The sequence below is a fragment of the Phyllobacterium sp. genome, from assembly GCF_037994405.1.
Taxonomy (GTDB): Bacteria; Pseudomonadota; Alphaproteobacteria; order Rhizobiales; family Rhizobiaceae; genus Phyllobacterium.
This window is the reverse complement of record NZ_JBBNAN010000015.1, coordinates 1-19853: the sequence shown is the minus strand read 5'-3', so window position 1 is coordinate 19853 and position 19853 is coordinate 1. Positions and strand designations below refer to the sequence as shown.

Genomic DNA, 19853 nt, shown 5'->3' with positions numbered 1-19853 from the left:
CGCGAACATGGCAAGCCTTGTTCCTTGCCCGCACTGCGGGATGAGACCAAAAGAAGAATTCACAATTAAGGGTGCTGCAATAGCACGTCCGGGATCGCACGCGGATTCCAAAGAGTGGATGGACTATGTCTATCTGCGCGACAACCCCTTCGGGACTTATGACGAGTACTGGCATCACACGTCAGGGTGCCGTCGCTGGCTCGTTGTGACACGTGACACGGGAACGCATGAGATCAGGGCGAGCTGTGATGCAACTGTCACAGTTAAGACTGGTGTTGCAGCATGACATCATATCGTTTGGACGAGCGCGGTCTGATTGATCGTCATACAAAACTGCCGTTCACGTTTGACGGGAAGCGCATGACTGGCTTTAGGGGGGACAGTCTCGCGTCAGCTCTTCTCGCCAACGGCCAACAACTCGTCGGGCGCAGTTTTAAGTACCATCGTCCGCGCGGTATTCTTACGGCAGGAGCGGCAGAACCGAATGCCCTATTGACGGTCGGGCGAGGAGGACGCACCGAACCCAACACACGCGCAACTATGCAGGAGCTTTATCGGGGCCTCGAAGCGAGAAGTCAGAACCGCTGGCCCTCCCTTGAGTTTGATATTGGGTCGTTCAACAGCGTCCTGTCGCCATTCCTGAGTGCTGGGTTCTACTACAAAACCTTTATGTGGCCGTCTGGGCTGTGGGAGAAACTTTACGAGCCGTTGATCCGAAGGGCCGCTGGCCTCGGCACCGCAAGCCATGAGCGGGATCCCGATGCCTACGAAAAGTGCTGGGCACATTGCGATTTGCTCATCATCGGTGCGGGACCCGCAGGCCTTGCCGCAGCACTGACGGCCGGACGCGCGAAAGCCCGCGTAATTGTCGTTGATGAGCATGCGGCGGCCGGGGGCTCTTTGCTCTGGGAGACCGCAACCATCGGCGGTAACCCTGCAGCCGACTTCGTGACGCAGACCCTCGACGAACTCCGGTCCTTGAGAAATGTCCGTGTCATGACACGCGCGACCGCCTTTGGCTCCTATGACGGCAACGTGTTCGGCATTCTTGAACGCGTGCAGAAGCATGTCCCCGAGCCCATCTCGCAAAAACCGGTCGAGCGTATCTGGCGCATTGCCACCAAGGTGGCGTTATTGGCTACCGGGGCCGAAGAGCGGCCTCTCGTGTTTGGCGGCAATGATGTGCCCGGCGTAATGATGGCGACGGCAATGCGCGCATATCTTAATCGCTATGGGGTGGCCCCAGGTCAGCGAACGGCAGTCTTCACCACCAATGACAGCGGCTATGCGCTCGCCCGCGATCTTGAATCAGCTGGGGTCAATCTGGTGGCCATTATTGACAGCAGGGCAGGAGCGACATTTCCCTACGGTGGTAAAGCCCGCGTATTACGGGGTGCCGTCGTAACCGACGCAAGAGGCGGTAGGTTGCTGTCGTCCGTTGATGTTTCCTATGGCAGCCGCACAGAGAATTTGAAAGTGGATTCGCTGGCAATGGCGGGTGGATTCAGCCCCATTATCCATCTCGCGTGCCACCGTGGCGGCAAGCCGCGTTGGTCCGACGAGCGGTCTGCGTTCATCGCGCCTGAGACTACGAAGGGTATTACGCTTGCAGGTTCTGCAGACGCGGCTGACGGATTAGCAGAGTGCCTGGCAACCGGTGCAACAGGTGGTGCGGCCATAGCGCAGGACCTCGGCTTCAGAGCTTTCCCCTTTGAGCCGGGCGCAATTGAAGGAGACGTTCCCGCTACCCCAGCAAGGCCGCTCTGGTCGATATCCGGAGTCAAGGGCAAGGCCTTCGTGGATTTTCAGAATGACGTGCACCGCAAGGATATCAACCTGGCGGTGAAGGAGGGCTACGGCCATGTCGAGCACGCCAAACGGTATACAACAAACGGCATGGCAACCGATCAGGGCAAGCTGTCCAACATCAATGCGGTTGGCCTGCTGGCTGAGGCACGTGGCGTCTCGCCTGCCGGGGTCGGCACGACTACTTTCCGGCCATTCTATACTCCGGTATCGTTCGGAGCATTGACCGGGGCACACACCGAGGGACATTTCCAGCCCATACGCAGGTCGCCGCTGCATGAGTGGGCGAAAAAGAACGGCGCAGTCTTCGTCGAGACCGGGCTTTGGTACCGCTCGTCCTGGTTTCCGCGTCAGGACGAGGTTACATGGCGTCAAAGCGTCGATCGTGAAGTGCGCAATGTGCGCACCAACGCCGGATTGTGCGATGTGTCGATGCTTGGAAAAATCGAGATCTGCGGTAGGGACGCTGCGGAGTTTCTGAACCGCGTCTACGCAAACGCGTTTCTCAAGTTGCCCATAGGCAAGGCCCGCTATGGCCTGATGCTTCGCGAGGATGGCATGATCTACGATGACGGCACAACAAGCCGTCTTGCAGACGACCGTTTTTTTATGACGACGACTACGGCGTACGCTGCCGGGGTCGTGAACCACCTGGAGTTCTGCTCGCAGGCGCTGTGGCCCGAGCTTGATGTCCGGTTGGCCTCTGTGACGGATCAATGGGCTCAGATGGCGATAGCGGGTCCGAAATCCCGGACGATTGTTCAGAAGATAGTGGATGAGGATATCTCCAACGAGGCATTTCCGTTTCTGGGAGCAAAAGAGGTATCACTTTTCGGCGGACAACTCCGCGGGCGGCTTTTCCGCATATCGTTCTCAGGGGAACTGGCCTACGAACTCGCCGTACCCGCAGGTTATGGTGAGAGCGTCGCTGACGCCCTGATGGAAGTGGGCTCCGAACACGGCATCCAGCCCTATGGCGTTGAGGCCCTCAGCGTGCTCCGCATTGAAAAAGGTCATGTGACCCACAACGAGATCAATGGAACCGTCGTGCCCGCTGATCTCGGCATGGGCAAAATGGTCTCGGCTACAAAGCAAGACTTCATCGGCAAGGCGATGGTCAGCCGCGAGGGTCTTATTTCACCGGATCGGCTTCGGCTGGTTGGCGTAAAACCGATCGATCCGCGCGCGTCATTCCGCAGCGGATCCCACATCTTGAAAAAGGGCGCGGGGGCCACCCTCGAAAACGATCAGGGCTATGTCACTTCAAGCGCTTTTTCTCCCCACGTCGGCTCGACGATTGGCCTGGCGCTTGTCAAGCTCGGTCCCGAGCGGCATGGCGAGGAAGTTATCGTGTGGAACGGGCTATCGAAGGAGTTCACCCCCGCCCGTCTTTGCGATTCTGTGTTTGTGGACCCTGAAAACGAGAACCTTCATGTCTGAATATCGCGTCACCCGTCGCTCTGCCCTTGACTCGAAACCGCTCAGGTCAGACAGCATAAGCATTAGCGCGCTGCCCGAGGGCCATGTCATCCAGATCCTGGGAAAGGATGGGGGGCCGGACCTGCGGTCGTTCCTATCCGAAAAAATGGGAGATGGCGCGAAGTTTGCTGTCCGGATTGCCGCGCCTTTTCAGTGGTTCGTTGTAGGAGACCGGGCACTGTCGCCTGGCGAGACAGCCACAATGCTTGAAGCCCTTCATCCGCACGCGGCAGGCGTGGACCAGAGTCACGGGCGTATCCGGCTCCGGGTAGAGGGATCAACGGTAGAGCGCCTTCTGGCAAAAGGTACAGGAACAGACGTGTCAATGGAGGCGTTCCCTGTTGGTCACTCCACCACGACGCTCATCGGTCATATCGCAGCGCACGTCACGCGTGTTGGTGAACACGCGTTTGAGATCATGGTCCTGCGCGGGTTTGCTGAAAGCCTGTGGGACGATTTTGCCCGCATGGCGCAAGAATTCACCTGAGACAAACATTTTTCGCGGGGAGTAGTCATGACAGTTATCATAGACGGCAAACAGGTGGCCGCATCGGTTCTTGATGCGGTAAAGGAAGCCGCTGCTAAGTTGGAAAGTGAGACGGGGAAAAAAACGGGATTGGCCGTCGTGATCGTCGGTGACGATCCCGCCAGTCATTCGTATGTCGGTGCGAAAAGTCGAATGGCGAAGGAATGCGGCTTCAATTCCATACAACATACGCTCACACCCGATACGACGCAGGACGAGCTGGCAGATCTTGTTCTCCGTCTCAACGATGATCCGGACATACATGGCATTCTGGTTCAGCTGCCGCTGCCGTCCCATCTATCCCCTGACCCTGTTATTCAGTCGATCCGGCCCGAAAAAGATGTCGACGGTCTGAACGTCACCAATGCCGGCAAGGTGTCGATCGGAGATACCAAAACGGGGCTCGTATCATGTACGCCGGCAGGCGCAATGATCTTCGTGCGTAGCGCACACGGCGACGATTTGTCCGGACTGAATGCGCTTGTAATCGGCCGCTCGAACCTCTTCGGCAAGCCAATGGCGCAGTTGCTGCTTAATGCCAATGCCACGGTCACGATCGCCCATTCAACTACGAAGGACTTGCCTGCATTGTGCCGCACCGCAGATATTCTTGTCGTTGCGGTGGGCCAACCGGAGATGGTGAAGGCTGGTTGGGTCAAACCTGGCGCAACTGTTATCGATGTGGGCATCAACCGGGTCGAAACACTGGAGCGGTCGGGCAAGTCTCGACTCGTCGGGGATGTCGCGTTCAAAGAATGCGTGGAGGTAGCAGATATTATTACGCCCGTACCTGGCGGCGTCGGTCCGATGACGATAGCGATGCTCATGGCTAACACGGTTACAGCAGCTATCCGCGCGAATGGGTATCCCCACTTCGCATTCTGAGCAATGTCCGCGCCTAGAATTGAGCAAGGCCATAGCATCCGGCCGATGCTTGGCTTTAAATCGCTAAAGGCGGCCGACATTATCCTTTCTGGGGTCGAACTGATCCACATGATACGCAAACGACAGGCGAGATTTTAATCAAGCGCCAGCACTGCTGAACAGTTCAATACCTTGGCTGCATAAGGTGCAATCAGAGGCTCCGGTAATTCCGCGTCTGAGCGTTTTCAGCCGGTTGATTTGTCCTTCGGTCTGGCCATTGCTCCAGCGTTCAGTCAGTGCGTTTTTGACGGCGGTGATATCCCGCTGCAACGTGCGAGCAAAGCGCTGCACGGCGTAAATGCCAGATTGCTGGGCATTATCAAACCAGATCTCATTCTCCGCCACCCTGATTAACTGCAGCGCGACACCGCACGAGGGCGTTATTGCAAGATCCAGCTAAACTGAATCAGCCAGAATTAACTATCTGTTAACCATTCGCCGCATATACCGTTGAAACGAAAAATTAACTTAGATGACCAAAATGCTAACAGATTCTCAACCAATACGCCTCAAAGGCCGCTCGTTTCTCGCCCTTGTGCTTGCGCCCGAAGCACCGATTGATCGTTGGCTGGCCCGACTAGACGACCTAGCATCGCGTTCTGCGGGCTTTTTCTTGGGTAAGCCGATCGTTCTCGACGTTGAGAATCTACAAACTGACCGTGCTCAGCTAACGCTCCTGATTGACGAGCTTGCCAGGCGCGGGGTATCGCTCATGGGGATCGAAGGGGCACGCCCTTCACTCCTTGCTCCTGGTATGCCACCAGCCATGAAGGGAGGGAAATCTGCAACGGATTTCCAGGCCCCAGCGCAAAATGCAGCAAAAGAACCATCCACCGGAACCAACCAACCTCCGGTAACGTCTACGAATTCCCCCGGCGGAGCGCAGATCCGTGTGATGCCGTCGATCATCATAAAAGAGCCTGTGCGATCAGGGCAATCGGTGATCTTTCCGGAAGGCGATGTAACGATCATCGGGTCAGTTGCCTCAGGCGCTGAAATAGTCGCCGGTGGCTCAATCCACGTCTATGGCACGCTACGAGGCCGGGCTATGGCGGGATCGGCCGGGAACGCATCGGCACGCATTTTTTGCCGCAAACTTGAAGCGGAACTGTTGGCCATTGATGGCCTTTACAAGACAGCGGAAGATATGGAGCCGCAACTTCGAGGGAAAGCCGTACAGCTATGGCTCGAAGGAGACACCATATTGGCAGAAACATTTGGTTAGGTCAGTGCTTCGGGGAAGATAGGAAAAGAATATGGGAAAAGTGATAGTAGTTACCTCGGGCAAAGGAGGTGTTGGTAAAACAACGTCAACCGCCGCACTTGGCGCCGCGCTCGCCCAGCGCAATGAGAAGACAGTTGTCATCGATTTCGATGTGGGATTACGAAACCTCGATCTCGTTATGGGCGCAGAACGTCGTGTCGTCTATGATCTGGTCAACGTCATCCAGGGTGACGCCAAATTACCACAGGCACTCATTCGCGATAAACGGCTCGATACGCTCTTCTTGTTGCCCGCATCCCAAACCCGCGACAAAGACAATCTCACAGCTGAGGGTGTCGAAAAGGTCATCGAAGATTTGAAGAAATCGTTTGATTGGATCATTTGCGACAGCCCAGCAGGAATTGAACGTGGGGCGACATTAGCGATGCGGCATGCCGACGTGGCAGTCGTCGTAACGAATCCGGAAGTCTCGTCGGTTCGTGATTCAGATCGAATTATTGGCCTTCTTGACTCCAAAACGATTAAAGCTGAACAGGGTGAGAGAATTGAAAAACATCTCCTCTTAACGCGCTACGATGCCGGCCGGGCTGAACGAGGCGACATGCTGAAGGTCGATGATGTTCTCGAAATTCTATCCATTCCGTTGCTCGGCATTATTCCGGAGAGTCAAGATGTCCTACGCGCGTCTAATCTTGGCTATCCTGTAACCCTGGCTGATAAGGATAGTGCACCAGCCTTGGCATATTTGGATGCCGCGCGACGCCTCGCGGGCGAAAATGTCCCAGTCACGATTCCGAGCGAAAAGCGCAGTTTGATAGGTAAGATATTCCGGCGGAGGGCAGCATGAGCATTTTCCGTTTCTTCAATAAACAGGCTTCGGCGCCAAAGGCACGCGAGCGTCTGCAGATTTTGCTGGCCCATGAACGTGCGTCACAAGGGCATTCTGACTTAGTCCTTCAGTTGCGGGAAGAAATTCTGGCAGTCGTCGCCAAGCACATACAAATCGATAGAGAAAAAGTTCGCGTGAAAATGGGTAGCGATAATCAAGTCTCGACGCTGGAAGTAGACATTGAGATTCCCTTGGAGGCTGGTGTCCGGGCTGCATGACGGAAACGAGCTAAGGGATTGGAGGGCAAAAGCCAAGCCATTGAAACGAAGGGAGAATAGTATGACCCGGGTTGCACTTCTTGAGCGGCTGAAAGAACTTCAGGGAATGCCAAAGTTTCAAAAGCGCGATATTTGCACAGTCAGTGCGTTCCTGCCAATTGATGCATTGGCCAAGCACGTGGCTCTTTGTGAAGAGGCTGTTGGGATCGACCTTAAGGCTGCCGAAGCGCACTCAGCGTCTTGATGGTGGCTTTGAGGGTTCTGTTTGCAGATAATTTAGGGATCAAATCGAGGCATTGGCCGTTGGCTCAGAGACCGGTAATTTCTGAGCTGACATCCGCCAGGATTTGTTAGCATCGAGGATAGACAGCGGCGAACTTGGTAAGCTGGTTGCGTGTTGGCGCACATCCGATGTTAACCTACGAGTAGTGGACCATGTGCTTGGCTGAGAACGCTGATCAAAAAACCTTGACCGACTGCATGAAGACTACGTCAAGGCCCAAAACTGACGATATCGAGGCTGGCCAAGCGATTTATTCGCCATTGGTCCTTGGTACATACGATTGGATGGTTCTCGGATCGTCCAATCAAGGGTGCCAGCCCCTGTCCAATTTCTTGCTCAATCCAGTCGTGTCGCGACAAGCTTGCCGTCCATCATCATCGGGATGATGACGAGCTTCTTATCTTCCATGAATTCCAGATCGGCACTGCCTTGATTAAGGTCGATCAACTGCTCGGCTTTTCCGTCCGGATGAATGCGAAAGAGCGCACCTGCGACCCAATCGGTAACGAGCCAGTTTCCCGCCCCGTCCGGCTCCAGACCATCAAGATTGCCAACAGGCTCGCCGGGCCCAATATCTGAGATCACCTTCGTCTTTAGATCGATCGTGATCAGATGACCGGCCGTCTTCGACGAAAAATCCGGCTGGATATCGCGGCCCCAGCCGGCGACGAGAAGGCGACCATCCTCAACGCGCAAGCCGTTCGGGTGCAGGAGCTCCTCGCTCTCGAGCCATACCGAGAGAGCATCGTTGTCCAGAACATAGATCCTGTTCGCCAGCATGTCGGAGACAAAGACACGCCCCGCCTCGTCAACAGCGGTATCATTGAGGAACTGAGCGCCTTCTGCGGCCCACGTTCCCGTGATCTTGCCGTTCTCGACATCGATGGCCCTCAGCCGATCGATGTCGGTGACGAAAAGGGTGTCACCTTTCATCACTAATCCCTTGGGCGCATCGAAGCCGGTCACCCACTCGGCCGTCTGCAACTTTCCGTCCGGCGAGACCTTTGAAAGGTATCCGACACCGTCCTTGCCCGTGGGCTCGCCAGCAATATTGGTGACGTAGAAGATGTTCCGCTTGGCATCAAAAAGCACGCTCTCAGGCGCCTTGAACCCATCGAGCGACCAAACCTCCTCTGCTGTCGCAGGTAAGCCTGCCAAGCCTAATAGTAGCATAGCAAATAGCCCTGACCGGAGCCTGATCATGATAATCTCCTTTTGTCGTTTGTCTGGCGTTTCCGGGCAGAGCGGCAACCACGCATTGCGCAGGCTTTTATCTCGAGGCTCGGAATTGGTCTTCGACTGCTCCAACGAGCGATCGTCCCTTGCCAGGTAATGTCGGCTAACTTAGCCTTGTGGACTTACAACTTTCGAGATGAACCCTTGTTCCAACGGCAATAGCCTCAAAGGCGTATTGCGAACGAAAGTGACGAGGCGGTTGTCTTCACAGCCGAGGTTTTGGGCGATTGGGGTCAATCAGCAGTGGGAACCTTGCGACGCTTCGCCGGGGAAAGGGAGAGCCAGTTGACCAAACAAATCGACACCAACCTTAGGGTTATCCTCATCGGCGGTTCATCCAATGTCGGGAAATCAACGGTGGCAGACGCCCTGGCCGAAAAGCTCGGCAGGTGTTGCGTTTCAACCGACAGCCTTGCCAAGCACCCTGGTAGGCCATGGCCCCAAAAAAGAAGAAAGTTCCCGATCATGTTCTCGAGCATTACCTGAGCTCGAAAGCCAATGAATTGGCGGAATCCGTCATTCTCCATCCCCGAACGATGTCGCCGCTCGTCGCAGAGCTTGTTCGCTCGACAGTGAAAGGAGAGGAACGGGAAAAATGGTTCTCGAAGGATCGGCACTTTGGCCGTTCATCACCGCCGGTCACCGCTTGAAGCAAGTTGCAGCGGTTTGGCTGACCGCCAGCCCCGAAATGCTTCGTGCGCGGATTCACCAGGCAAGCCACCAAAGAACTGATTGGTAGCATACTCGAAGGTCTCAAATCACCGCGGTAGCTTGGGACGAGACATCTGGGAACCAATCAAAAAAGGCTGTTATCGGCATTTTCAAAGGAACATTTATCAATAGCATGCGAATTTGAACAAGACGGCATTAGAATTGGGAAGGTTTTGGGGAACGTCATGCGCAACTTCGAAGATCCTGGTCGGTCGCTGGCCGTTGCCCGTCACGGGATGGCGGCAACCTCACATCCGGCCTCAACCCTGACGGCCATCGAGATCCTGAAGGCAGGAGGCAACGCCATCGATGCGGCCGTGGCGGCCGTGGCGGTTCAGTCTGTCGTCGAGGCGGGCTCGACCGGTGTCGGCGGGGACTGTTTCGCAATGATAGCGGTGGAAGGATCCATCGACATGCGCGCGTATAACGGCTCGGGCCGGACGCCGGCCGCCCTGACTCGCAGCGCGTTGCGCGCCGAGGGTGTGACAGCAATCGAACGCTCTTCTCCTCATGCGGTCACGGTTCCTGGAGCGGTCGATGCCTGGTGCCGCCTCTTAAGCGACTTCGGCCGGATGCCGATGGCCGAGGTCCTTCAGCCGGCAATCGCGATGTCACGCGAGGGTTACCCACTGACGCCCCGTGTCGCCGCCGACCTGGGCCTGCAGCGCGATCTCCTGGCGGCGGACCCAACCACCCGCGCCACCTTCCTGGTCGAGGGAGAGGCGCCGGCGGTCGGCAGCGTCCAGCGCCAGCCCTTACTCGCCGATACGCTCGACGCGATCGCACGCGACGGCAGGGACGCCTTCTATCGCGGCGCCGTCGCCGAGGACATGGTGGACTATCTGCGCGGCCTCTGCGGCCATCACACACTCGACGATTTCGCCAGCGCTGCAGGAGACTACGTTACACCCATCTCCACGACCTATCGCGGCCGCACCATCTACGAATGCCCGCCGAATGGCCAGGGCGTCGTCGCCCTCCTGATCCTGAACATCCTCTCACGTTTCTCGCTGTCCAACGACCCGTTAGACGCCGATGATCTGCATCTCCTCCTCGAGGCAACACGGCTCGCCTACGCCGCGCGCGACGCGATGGTCGCCGATCCGTCTGTGTCGGATGTGGCCGTCGAGCGCATGCTGTCGAGCGCACTTGCAGATCGCCTCGCCCGTAGCATCTCCCTCGATCGGGTCACCGAACCGCTGACGTCGTTCGACACCGTCGAGCACAAGGATACCGTCTATCTTTGCGTGGTGGATCGCTACCGTAACGCGGTCAGCTTCATCAATTCGATATTCAGTTCCTATGGGAGCGGGCTGATGGCGCCACGCTCAGGCGTGTTGTTCCACAACCGTGGCCAGAGCTTTTCGCTTGCGGCAGGTCACCCCAACGAAGTCGGCCCCCGCAAGCGTCCGATGCATACGACCATCCCGGGAATGGTCGCCGAGGGCGGCCGCGTCGTCATGCCGTTCGGTGTTATGGGCGGCCACTACCAGGCTATGGGCCATGCTCATCTGTTATCTCGGCTCTACGATTGTGGTCTCGATCTTCAGACCGCCATTGACCTGCCGCGCCTATTTCCACTGCCCGCTACCGCGACGGTGGAGGCCGAGGAAGCCATCCGCACCCGCATCGGCGCCGAACTAGAGCGCCGCGGTTTCAAGGTTCAGCCGCCGCGGTTGGCCATCGGCGGCGCGCAGGCCATCCGGATTGACTGGGAGCGCGGCGTCCTGATCGGAGGATCCGACCCGCGCAAGGATGGGATGGCGTTGGGCTACTAGCTCTGCCCCACAGGAGTCGTCAAAGCACGAACGTCTTGCCGACCGCGGATGGAACGACCCTCTCGCCATAGGCGGCGGCCAGTGCGCTCACGGCGCGCCAACCCGTGCAGTGCCCGGGTGATATCAATTGCAGGTCAAACTGCGCCAGCCCTTCGACCGTCTCCGGGATAATTGGCTCGTTAATCCCGGAGAGGTGGAAGCCGCCAAACACGCCATAGAGCGGGATATCCGGAAACCTTGCCTGCGCGTGCGTCAGAACGTTGATCGGGCCGGCGTGCGAGCAGGCGGTGAATACGACTTGCCCCTTGCCGGCCACGTTGATCGCCACGAAACGCTCGTCCGGCATTACCTCGTCCGGCTCCCAACTGCCTACCGTGGTCTGGCGATATTGGCCGGGAAACCCGCGTTCGAATCCGGTCACGCGAGGGATTTCGCCACTCACATAGAACGTCTCGTCAAAAAGCAGCTGCTCGTCTCGGGTAACGATGACATCGGCGCCGTTTCCGGACAGGACATCCACGCTCGGCACCAGCTCCATCGGTCGAAACTGCCCGTCAGCGGATTTAGTCGCGCGCAAGGCAAACATGTCGGGGTGCATGTAGGTCGGGACGGGCTGCCCGCCATTGCCCATTGTGATCATTTGGAGGGCGCGCGGCATTGCACCCCCATGATCCCAGTGACCATGCGAAAGCACTATCGCGCCGACTTCGCCGAGATCGACGCCGAGCCTGACTACATTGCGCTCAAACACCCATTCCTCGGGCCCGGTGTCGAACAGGAGCGTGCGGCTGGCGGATCCAGTCCGGGCGGTGATCAAGCAGGAAAGCCCATGCGCGGCGCAGCACAGGCATTTCCCGGACAGCCATTGCATCCCGCGACGGCGCTGGCGCGCGAACTCGGTCTCGACGAAACCAGGATTAGACGAGAGACTGTCGGTCGCGTTGTCGACCAGAAAGATGACTTCTGCCGTATCGACGACTCTCATGGAAGCGGCCCACCTGACGATGCATAGGGGCCACTCTATCCAAATTCGGGTGCCGCGCATAGTAATGGAGCAGCTGTGGCCAGACCCAGATATCCAGGTGCCGCGTCAAAGGTCACGGGAAGACTGCGGGCTCCGGGAACAGCCTGACGTGGCGCCGGACGACCGACGCTCCAGATCTGAAAACCGGCTGCTTCAGCATTTTCAACCGAAAACGCATTGCGAAGGTCAACCAGGACCGGAAATCGCATGGACTCTTTCAGGCGAATAAGGTCAAGGCGGCAGATAACGTCCCATTCCGTGATGACCACAACGGCGTCGGCGTCACGGGCGCATTCGTAAGGATCGTCAAACAGCTCCACATTCTCAAGCAACTGCGCCGCATTCTTACTCCCGACAGGGTCGTAGGCTCTGATTTTGGCGCCGAAGCGTTGCAATGTTTCGATCAGCGGCACAGAAGGCGCATCGCGCATGTCGTCGGTGTCGGGTTTGAAGGTCAGTCCCAGCACTGAAATCGTCTTGCCGTCCACATCTCCGCCGACCGCGTCGATGACCTTGAGCGCCATTCTCCGTTTGCGCGCTTCATTGGCCGCGACAGTCTCTTCGACGATGCGCAGGGAAACGCCATGGTCCTGAGCCGTGCGCAGAAGCGCCAAGGTGTCCTTGGGGAAGCACGAGCCGCCGTATCCCGGGCCTGCATTGAGGAAGCTCTTGCCAATGCGGTGGTCGAGTCCCACGCCGAGCGCCAGTTCAATGACATTCGTACCAACCTGCTCGCAAAGATCGGCAAGCTCATTGATAAAGGTGACTTTTGTGGCAAGGAACGCATTTGAAGCATATTTGATCAGTTCGGATGCGCGACGCCGGGTGACGACGACTGGCGTCTCGTACTTCGCCAGAGGACTGTAGAGCGTTGTCATGGCCTCTTTTGCTCTGGCATCTTCAACGCCGATGACGACGCGGTCCGGATGCCGGAAATCAGTGATTGCTGATCCCTCGCGAAGAAACTCGGGATTCGAGGCAACCGAAAAGCTGCCGGTGGGCCGTACCGAGGAGATGATCTTTTCAACGACGTCCCCTGTTCCAACCGGGACAGTCGACTTGACAACGACAATTGCATCGTCCTCGAGAGATTGTGCGATTTCTTTGGCCGCGAGATAAACGAATGAGAGATCAGCATCGCCATGACCGGTCCGGGGCGGTGTTCCTACCGCGATGAAGATCATACCGGCACCTTTCATCGCGCCGATCAGATCAGTGGTAAAGGACAGGCGTCCGGCGCTATGATTGCTCACTACCAGCTCCTCCAGACCGGGCTCGTAAATTGGCAGCTTGCCTTGTTTGAGCTGCGCTATTTTTTCTAAATTCTTGTCAACGCACACAACGGTGTTGCCCCATTCGGCAAAGCAGGTGCCACTGACCAGACCGACGTAACCTGTTCCGATAATTGTTATTTTCATCTTCTCTCGCGCTTTTGGCGCCCTTCTTGTTGTTCCTAGGTGATCATGGGGAAGCTTGCCCGACCTTCGCCCCGCCGACTTCACGCGCTCTCCAGGAAGGCAGTCGTCTCGGATGCAAACAGGTCGTCAAAATACCGAATTGTCTGCTCCAGGCCCTTCATCAACGGGACTTCTGGCCGCCAATGGAGTTCGCGCATCGCCAGAGAGATGTCGGGACGGCGCTGGCGTGGATCGTCAACTGGCAAAGGCTGGCAGACAATCTTCGAACGCGAGCCGGTCAGGTTCACCACATGTTCGGCCAGCTCGCGAACTGTGAACTCATCCGGGTTGCCCAGATTGACAGGCCCGGTGAAGGAGGGTCCAGCCGCCATGAGCCGCACCAGGCCCTCAATCAGATCATCGACAAAGCAAAATGAACGGGTCTGCGAACCGTCACCATAGATGGTGATGTCGTTGCCACGCAGCGCTCGTATGATGAAGTTGGAAACGACGCGGCCATCGTCGGGACGCATGCCCGGTCCGTAAGTGTTAAATATCCGAGCAATCTTGACGTCGACGCCATGCTTCTTCTGAAAATCAAAAAATAGCATTTCCGCGCGCCGCTTGCCCTCGTCGTAACAGGCACGCGGACCGAACGAATTCACATTGCCCGAATAGTTTTCGACCCGAGGATGTACATTCGGGTCGCCATAAATTTCCGGGGTGGATGCCTGAAGAATGCGCGCACCATTGCGCGCTGCAAGTTCAAGCAGGTTGAGAGAGCCAAAAACGCTCGTGTTCGTTGAGTCCGCCTGATAGTGCCTCGGTGAGGCAGGGCAGGCGAGGTTATATATCTCGTCTACCTCCAAGTCGAGCGGATTAACAACATCGTGCCGCAGGACCCTGAACGTGTCGAAGTCTCGCAGGTGGCGGATATTGCACTTCAAACCGGTCGAGAAATTGTCGGCGCAGATGACGGAGTTTCCCGCATGAAGCAGGAGCTCGCAAAGATGCGCCCCGAGGAAGCCCGCACCGCCAGCAACGAGAATGCGCCGCCTGGCGATCGCGCCGGAGTGTGTTGGAAATAAGTTAAACATATTCATAACAGGCCTCCCGATTTGTATCTTTGTACTGTTCTGATGAGACCTCGTTAATCTTGCATGGTAACGGCAAGGGTCTCTTTTATTGTTCGGTTGCCCTAATCTGTACCTTGTTGGCGGGGAAAGGTCGTTAGCCTCGAATCCTGAAACTTGCCACCGCGTACATAATTTGCGCAGCGTCGTGCGATGGGCGCGGGCATCGCAGGAGGGCGCCATCCACTACATCACGTTGATTGAAGGACAGGCACATTAAGCCCCGTGCTGAAAGTTTCAGACGAGCTGGCCACTGACGGCCTTCCACTGAGGCATGGCTTACTCCAGAAACAGTACGTCCGAGGGTTTTGTCGCAGCGCTTCCGTAAGGGAACATCATCTACGCCCTTAGAACATCTGACATCTCCGAAGTTTCACCGGAGATACGCGTCATTTCGACCGGTCGATCATCTACTGTGCCTGCGTTGGTACCTGACCTATGGACTGAACGTCTGCGCGATCTGGAAGAAATGATGGAAGAGCGTCCTCGGCACACTTGTCAAATGTCCAAATCTGGACTATGTCTAGAAGAAGACAGGAGGTTTTTATGCAGCATGCGCAGGCTAAAAATCCACGAGCAGGGCAGGGGCCGCAGCGCCTCGCAACCGATCGGTTTGCGACAGCAACACGTAAGAGACTTAGCGCGCCGGCCTTGCGGACCTTCCTGGCTATCGCCGATCTCTGGGGGCTGAGCGAGGAGCAGCGTCTGCTCGTGCTTGGCTATCCATCCAGGTCAACTTACCACAATTGGGCCAAACAGGCGCGCGAGCACGGCGTGTTCACGCTGGACGTCGATACGCTCATTCGGATCTCTGCCGTGCTTGGTATTCATCAGGCGCTCGGGATCCTGTTTCCCAACGAACGGGCGGGTGTCGCGTGGCTCCGGACGCCGCATTATGCGCTCGTTTTCGGAGGACATCCGCCGCTCGATATCCTGACAAACGGGACCCAGGATGGCTTGATGACCGTTCGCCGGTTTCTCGATGCGGCGAGAGGCGGCATCTACATGCAGCCTAACACCCTCGACGAAGCGTTCACACCTTACGATGATGAGGACATCGTCTTCCGGTGAGTGATCGTTTTGGCCAAGCGCCGCGTCCATCATACCGGTTGATCCCGTCGCAATTCCCACCAATCGGCCTTTTCGACACTGTTGCGACGGCGTCGGATCTCGAAGCAGTCATGGAGCTCGTCGGGTGGACCAACGATCGTCTGGTTGCGGATCGCATCCAACGGCTTCCCGAAAGCGAATGGGTCTATGGCACTCCCAACGCCAGCATCGTCATGGCGGCGTTTCTGCACGTTGCGCCGGGCGGCATGCGCTTTAACGGAGTGGATTTAGGCGCGTGGTATGCCGCCGCTGACCTTCGCACGGCCGCCGTCGAGGTCGGACATCATCTTCGGCGCGAATCCGTCGCGCGGAGTGTTGCGACGATGGTGCGTTCCTATAGATGCTACACGGCGAGCTTGGTTGGCGACTATCTCGACATCCGCAGAGAGCAGATGTCTCGGCCCGAGATCTACGACGGCACCAGCTATACGATGTCGCAAGTACTTGGTGAGCAAGTACGAGCAGACGGCGGTGCAGGCATTCTCTATGACAGCCTTCGACGCAAGGAAGGTGTAAACATTGCCGCACTTCGGCCGCGGAATATTCTGGACGTGACGCAGGCCGACCACTTCGAGATCACCGTCTTCGCCCATGATCGCCGGATCGATGTGCGCAAGCTCTCGAGTTGAGGGTGGATGCGTCGTCCGCGAGGGGGCAGCCGTACCTGCAACGTAAGCGTGCGGTTGACCATCCCTCGAGATTTCGCCCGAAGCGCTGAAGTTACGCACCCGCACGCGCAAGCAAGCTACGTTGCCAAGGGTCGCTTTGAAGTGACGATAGGCGGCAAGTCGACGATTATTGGGAAGGGCGGGAGTTTCATAGTCCCTTCCGGTGCGCGGCACGGGGTCAAGGCGCTAGGAAAAGGCCGCTTGGTTGACACGTTCACACCGCATCGTGCCGACTTTCTCGACGGATGAGGCGACTACCTAATTTTTGCAGGAAGTTGGCCAGCGCAAGCGCGCCCGGAGACCTGCCAGCGACCTGAACTTCGCATACGCTGATGTCCGATAGCCTGGAAAATGTGCATGGAAGGACGTGCATCGTGCCATCTATCAGACTGAAACGGCGAAGATTTTGCGATGAGGAACTGAAGATCATCGCCTCCGGTCGTGCCGAAACAGCAGAGCAAAGATTGAGAGAAGGCGGTGACGTCTGGTTATCGACGCTGAAGGTGGCCGTTGCGCATGCGACATCCAGTCCGATCCCGTCAATACCACTGGTCCGCTCGTTCAGATTTCTTTTGCGCGCAAAATTCGGCGAGCGCCTCATCGACCGCGGGGTCGAGCGGCGGCTTCTTGTATTCTGCCAGCAGCTTCTTCCAGCGTGCATTGGCGCGTGTCAGCGCATCTTGCTCACCGGCATCACGCCACTGCTCGAAGCTGTTATTGTCAGAGATTTCGGACTCCCAGAACGCCGTCCGGTAATTGGCGATCGTATGGGCGCAACCGAAGAAATGCTTGCCCGGCCCGACCTCCCGGAACGCGTCGAGGGCCATCTGATTGGGGTCGATGGAGAGGCCCGTCACATACGTGTGGAGCGCACTGCAAAAGTCGGCATCCAGAATAAGCTTCTCATAGCCCATCGTCAGTCCGCCTTCGAGCCAGCCGGCGGAATGCAGGATAAAATTGGCTCCGCACTGGACGGCCGCCAGCATCGAGACCGCGCTTTCGTTCAAAGCCTGGGCGTCGGCCACCTTCGACGATGTGAAAGCGCCAGAACAGCGGATCGGAAGGTTCAGCCGGCGCGCGAGTTGGCCCACAACCAGCGAGCCCAGCGCCGGTTCGGGCGTACCGAAGGTCGGCGATCCGGTTCGCAGGTCTGTCGAAGAAAGAAAATTGCCGAAGATCGTCGGTGCGCCGGGGCGCACAAGCTGTGTCAGGGCGCATCCAGCCATAGTTTCGGCCAGCGACTGTGCAATCGCTCCCGGCGTCGTCACCGGCCCCATCGCCCCGCCAAGGATAAAGGGTACGATGACCGTTCCCTGGTTGGCCCTCGCATAGACTTTGAGCGCGCCCGTCATGGTGGCATCAAAGACGAGCGGTGAATTCGCATTGATGTTTCCAAGGATAACACAGTTCTGGTCTATGAAATCGCGCCCGAACACGATGCTGGTCATCTCGATCGAATCCTCGGCCCGTTCCGCAGACGTGACTGAGCCCATGAAAGGCTTGTCCGAATAGCGCAGATGCGCCGCCACCATGTCGAGGTGTCGCTTGTTGACCGGAATATCGACCGGCTCGCAGACAGTACCGCCCGAATGATGCAACCAGGGAATAGAATAGGCGAGCTTCACAAAGTTTTCGAAATCGGCAAGCGTCCCATAACGCCGGCCCCCGTCCAGATCGCGCACAAAGGGCGAGCCATAGGCCGGTGCGAAGACGACATGTGAGCCGCCTATCTTTAGCGACCGTGCCGGATTTCGTGCATGTTGTACGAACATGGAGGGCGCGGATTTTAGAATCGAACGGAGCAGTCCTTTCGGAAAGCGCACCAGCTCGCCCACGACATCAGCGCCCGCACCCCGCCAAAGATCAAGTGATTCATGATCCTCGCGGAACTCGATCCCGATCTCCTCCAGGATCAGCTCGGCGGCGTCTTCGATCGTTTGCAAGCTCACTTCGGAAAGCAGATCATAGGTAGGGATGCGACGCTCCACGCCCGCGATGATGGTGGCCGCCTCAATGGCGCCGGCCGCCTGACGTCTGTTCGGGCGGCCTCTCGACCGTATCGAAGTCTGATCGCCTGGCTCGGCCATGCCTGAATCCTTTTGTTCCTTCGAAGCCACCTTCATTATGATCCCATAATTGATGAACCCCAAATAATCTGATGCTGACATAAGGGATAATCATGCAAAATCTGCGCTCCGGTCATGTAGTCCGACGAATCGGCTGCAAGCTGGACGCCCGCACGCGACATCTTGTGGCTCACCATGCGGCCGTTGGGGATGAGCCTGAGGAGATTGGCCTTGTCTTCAAACGTACGGCTCAAGAAAATCCCGGCCGCAGATGGGGGCAGCGGCCGGGTGCTGACTGTGGGAAATTTCGGGATGGGGCCAGCCCTCAAACGCTGCGCCTGTATAGTTAATAAATGATGAAGGCTGGCGCCCGGTCATCGTTGATGAAACGCAAGGCTTCGGTCAACGGGGACCGCTGACAACTGTCATCAGGAGACGTCGTACGAGGCCGGTTCCCCGGCAAACTTGGACGCAATTCGCGAAGCCAGATAGGCTTGGCGATCGATGACGGCCAGAAGATCATGAAAGCTCCGCTACACTAGGGCGGCCGGCTGGCTGAATTCCGAGCAAGGTATTCCGCTTAAAGTCGCCAGGATCGGGAAGGCCGGTGTCCGTCGGCCAAAGTCATTCCTAACCATCACGACGGAGGTGTTGTGGCACCTGGCTCCGTCGTCTCCGCAGTCATTCCGCAAACGCCGGCAACGAGTGAACGAAACCACTGGTGTGCGGGGTGGGTGTGCAGCCGTTCATGCCAGACAAGCTTGTAAATCAGCTTCTCGGTTTCGAAGGGCAAGGGGCGGACCACCAATCCATGCTGCGCGACAAGCGTTTGGCCATGTCCATGGATGAAACCGCCTGGCACGCAGGTCAGCAGGTCGCTTTTCGCGATAATCCGCAAGGCATCAGCAAAGTGATTGACGACGGTGACGATCGTCCGTGTCCGACCATGCAAGCTCAGCCAGCCGTCAACCACGCCCAGATCCATGCCCGACGGGGTCACCAGCACGTGGGAAGCTTTCACGAACTGATCCAGCGTCATCTCTTGCCCTAACGCGTGTTCGCGCCGCATCACGCACACGTAGTGATCGGTACGAAGCCCCTGCACGTGGATGTCACGAGGAAGCGCCGGAAACATGCCGACTGCGCAGTCCAGAGTGCCACGCTCGATTGCGTCGAGAGAGCTGTCATTGGTGTGGAAAGAAAACGCGACCCGGGCATAAGGCGACGTAGCCCTCAGCTTTAGCGCAATGCCACTGACCGCTTCCGCCGCGAGGCTGTCCGTAACCGCAATTCGGAAGCTGGTCGGGTCCGAGCGGGGATCGAAATGCTGGGGTGCGATCGATGCCCGGATCACCGCCAGCGAACGGTGAAGCTCAGGCC

The 19853-nt window shown here is 57.5% G+C and carries 19 protein-coding genes and 2 pseudogenes; 14 read left to right on the top strand and 7 right to left on the bottom strand.

The features are described 5' to 3' along the window. Positions 1 to 7 precede the first annotated feature (7 nt). From AAAC48_RS01160 to AAAC48_RS01140, 5 genes and pseudogenes are all read left to right on the top strand, one after another. On the top strand, positions 8 to 286 hold the full coding sequence (locus tag AAAC48_RS01160; RefSeq protein ID WP_340652414.1) for a sarcosine oxidase subunit delta: 279 nt from the start codon (positions 8 to 10) through the stop codon (positions 284 to 286). Continuing rightward, positions 283 to 3246 carry a sarcosine oxidase subunit alpha family protein gene (locus tag AAAC48_RS01155; RefSeq protein ID WP_340652413.1) on the top strand — a complete coding sequence of 988 codons (2964 nt, stop codon included), beginning with the start codon at positions 283 to 285 and terminating at the stop codon, positions 3244 to 3246. Before AAAC48_RS01160 ends, AAAC48_RS01155 begins: the two co-directional genes overlap by 4 nt. Next, positions 3239 to 3772, top strand: a complete 534-nt coding sequence (locus tag AAAC48_RS01150; RefSeq protein ID WP_340652412.1) for a sarcosine oxidase subunit gamma family protein — start codon at positions 3239 to 3241, stop codon at positions 3770 to 3772. Before AAAC48_RS01155 ends, AAAC48_RS01150 begins: the two co-directional genes overlap by 8 nt. A 27-nt stretch (positions 3773 to 3799) precedes the next feature. Then, positions 3800 to 4696 (top strand): bifunctional methylenetetrahydrofolate dehydrogenase/methenyltetrahydrofolate cyclohydrolase FolD, encoded by an 897-nt coding sequence (folD, locus tag AAAC48_RS01145; protein ID WP_340652411.1) that lies wholly within the window; start codon positions 3800 to 3802, stop codon positions 4694 to 4696. Positions 4697 to 4732: 36 nt separating this feature from the next. Continuing rightward, a pseudogene (locus AAAC48_RS01140) lies at positions 4733 to 4834 on the top strand (IS6 family transposase); the annotation flags it as partial. On the opposite strand, the gene AAAC48_RS01135 reads toward AAAC48_RS01140, so the two are convergent. Beyond that, on the bottom strand, positions 4835 to 5080 hold the full coding sequence (locus tag AAAC48_RS01135) for a transposase (protein WP_340652410.1): 246 nt from the start codon (positions 5078 to 5080) through the stop codon (positions 4835 to 4837). It lies immediately after the preceding pseudogene. Between the two features lie 127 nt (positions 5081 to 5207). Here AAAC48_RS01135 and minC point away from each other — a divergent pair, with 127 nt between their 5' ends. The 4 genes from minC (at position 5208) to AAAC48_RS01115 (ending at position 7311) form a co-directional block, all read left to right on the top strand. Continuing rightward, positions 5208 to 5960, top strand: coding sequence for a septum site-determining protein MinC (gene minC / locus AAAC48_RS01130; protein ID WP_340652409.1), 753 nt, complete (start codon positions 5208 to 5210; stop codon positions 5958 to 5960). A gap of 31 nt (positions 5961 to 5991) precedes the next feature. Then, the gene (minD, locus tag AAAC48_RS01125; RefSeq protein WP_340652408.1) at positions 5992 to 6807 is read left to right on the top strand and encodes a septum site-determining protein MinD; all 816 of its coding nucleotides are present in this window, start codon (positions 5992 to 5994) and stop codon (positions 6805 to 6807) included. Further along, positions 6804 to 7067: a cell division topological specificity factor MinE gene (gene minE, locus AAAC48_RS01120; protein ID WP_340652407.1), complete on the top strand. Its 264-nt coding sequence runs from the start codon at positions 6804 to 6806 to the stop codon at positions 7065 to 7067. The genes minD and minE overlap by 4 nt, the downstream gene beginning before the upstream one ends. Positions 7068 to 7128: 61 nt before the next feature. Continuing rightward, positions 7129 to 7311: a hypothetical protein gene (locus AAAC48_RS01115; protein WP_340652406.1), complete on the top strand. Its 183-nt coding sequence runs from the start codon at positions 7129 to 7131 to the stop codon at positions 7309 to 7311. 375 nt (positions 7312 to 7686) lie between these two features. Here AAAC48_RS01115 and AAAC48_RS01110 read toward each other — a convergent pair whose 3' ends face one another. Beyond that, positions 7687 to 8553 (bottom strand): SMP-30/gluconolactonase/LRE family protein, encoded by an 867-nt coding sequence (locus AAAC48_RS01110; RefSeq protein ID WP_340652405.1) that lies wholly within the window; start codon positions 8551 to 8553, stop codon positions 7687 to 7689. A gap of 318 nt (positions 8554 to 8871) precedes the next feature. Here AAAC48_RS01110 and AAAC48_RS01105 point away from each other — a divergent pair, with 318 nt between their 5' ends. After that, positions 8872 to 9072, top strand: a complete 201-nt coding sequence (locus AAAC48_RS01105; RefSeq protein WP_340652430.1) for a hypothetical protein — start codon at positions 8872 to 8874, stop codon at positions 9070 to 9072. Positions 9073 to 9482: 410 nt separating this feature from the next. Next, positions 9483 to 11075, top strand: a complete 1593-nt coding sequence (gene ggt / locus AAAC48_RS01100; RefSeq protein ID WP_340652404.1) for a gamma-glutamyltransferase — start codon at positions 9483 to 9485, stop codon at positions 11073 to 11075. 19 nt (positions 11076 to 11094) lie between these two features. Here ggt and AAAC48_RS01095 read toward each other — a convergent pair whose 3' ends face one another. The 3 genes from AAAC48_RS01095 to AAAC48_RS01085 all read right to left on the bottom strand — a co-directional run bounded on the left by AAAC48_RS01095 (position 11095) and on the right by AAAC48_RS01085 (position 14599). Further along, on the bottom strand, positions 11095 to 12060 hold the full coding sequence (locus tag AAAC48_RS01095; RefSeq protein WP_340652403.1) for an MBL fold metallo-hydrolase: 966 nt from the start codon (positions 12058 to 12060) through the stop codon (positions 11095 to 11097). A 35-nt stretch (positions 12061 to 12095) separates the two neighbouring features. After that, the gene (locus tag AAAC48_RS01090; protein WP_340652402.1) at positions 12096 to 13517 is read right to left on the bottom strand and encodes a UDP-glucose/GDP-mannose dehydrogenase family protein; all 1422 of its coding nucleotides are present in this window, start codon (positions 13515 to 13517) and stop codon (positions 12096 to 12098) included. Between the two features lie 80 nt (positions 13518 to 13597). Then, positions 13598 to 14599: a UDP-glucuronic acid decarboxylase family protein gene (locus tag AAAC48_RS01085; protein WP_340652401.1), complete on the bottom strand. Its 1002-nt coding sequence runs from the start codon at positions 14597 to 14599 to the stop codon at positions 13598 to 13600. A 576-nt stretch (positions 14600 to 15175) separates the two neighbouring features. On the opposite strand from AAAC48_RS01085, the gene AAAC48_RS01080 reads away from it, so the two are divergent. The 3 genes and pseudogenes from AAAC48_RS01080 to AAAC48_RS01070 form a co-directional block, all read left to right on the top strand. Then, the gene (locus AAAC48_RS01080) at positions 15176 to 15700 is read left to right on the top strand and encodes an antitoxin Xre/MbcA/ParS toxin-binding domain-containing protein (protein ID WP_340652400.1); all 525 of its coding nucleotides are present in this window, start codon (positions 15176 to 15178) and stop codon (positions 15698 to 15700) included. Further along, entirely contained in the window at positions 15697 to 16368 is a 672-nt protein-coding gene (locus tag AAAC48_RS01075) for an RES family NAD+ phosphorylase (RefSeq protein ID WP_340652399.1), read from the top strand. The genes AAAC48_RS01080 and AAAC48_RS01075 overlap by 4 nt, the downstream gene beginning before the upstream one ends. A gap of 93 nt (positions 16369 to 16461) precedes the next feature. After that, positions 16462 to 16656: pseudogene (locus AAAC48_RS01070) on the top strand (cupin domain-containing protein); the annotation flags it as partial. Positions 16657 to 16946: 290 nt separating this feature from the next. Here AAAC48_RS01070 and AAAC48_RS01065 read toward each other — a convergent pair. Continuing rightward, positions 16947 to 18494 carry a trimethylamine methyltransferase family protein gene (locus tag AAAC48_RS01065; protein WP_340652398.1) on the bottom strand — a complete coding sequence of 516 codons (1548 nt, stop codon included), beginning with the start codon at positions 18492 to 18494 and terminating at the stop codon, positions 16947 to 16949. Between the two features lie 616 nt (positions 18495 to 19110). Beyond that, positions 19111 to 19853: LysR substrate-binding domain-containing protein (locus tag AAAC48_RS01060; RefSeq protein WP_340652397.1), on the bottom strand; the 743-nt coding region annotated here is incomplete at its 5' end.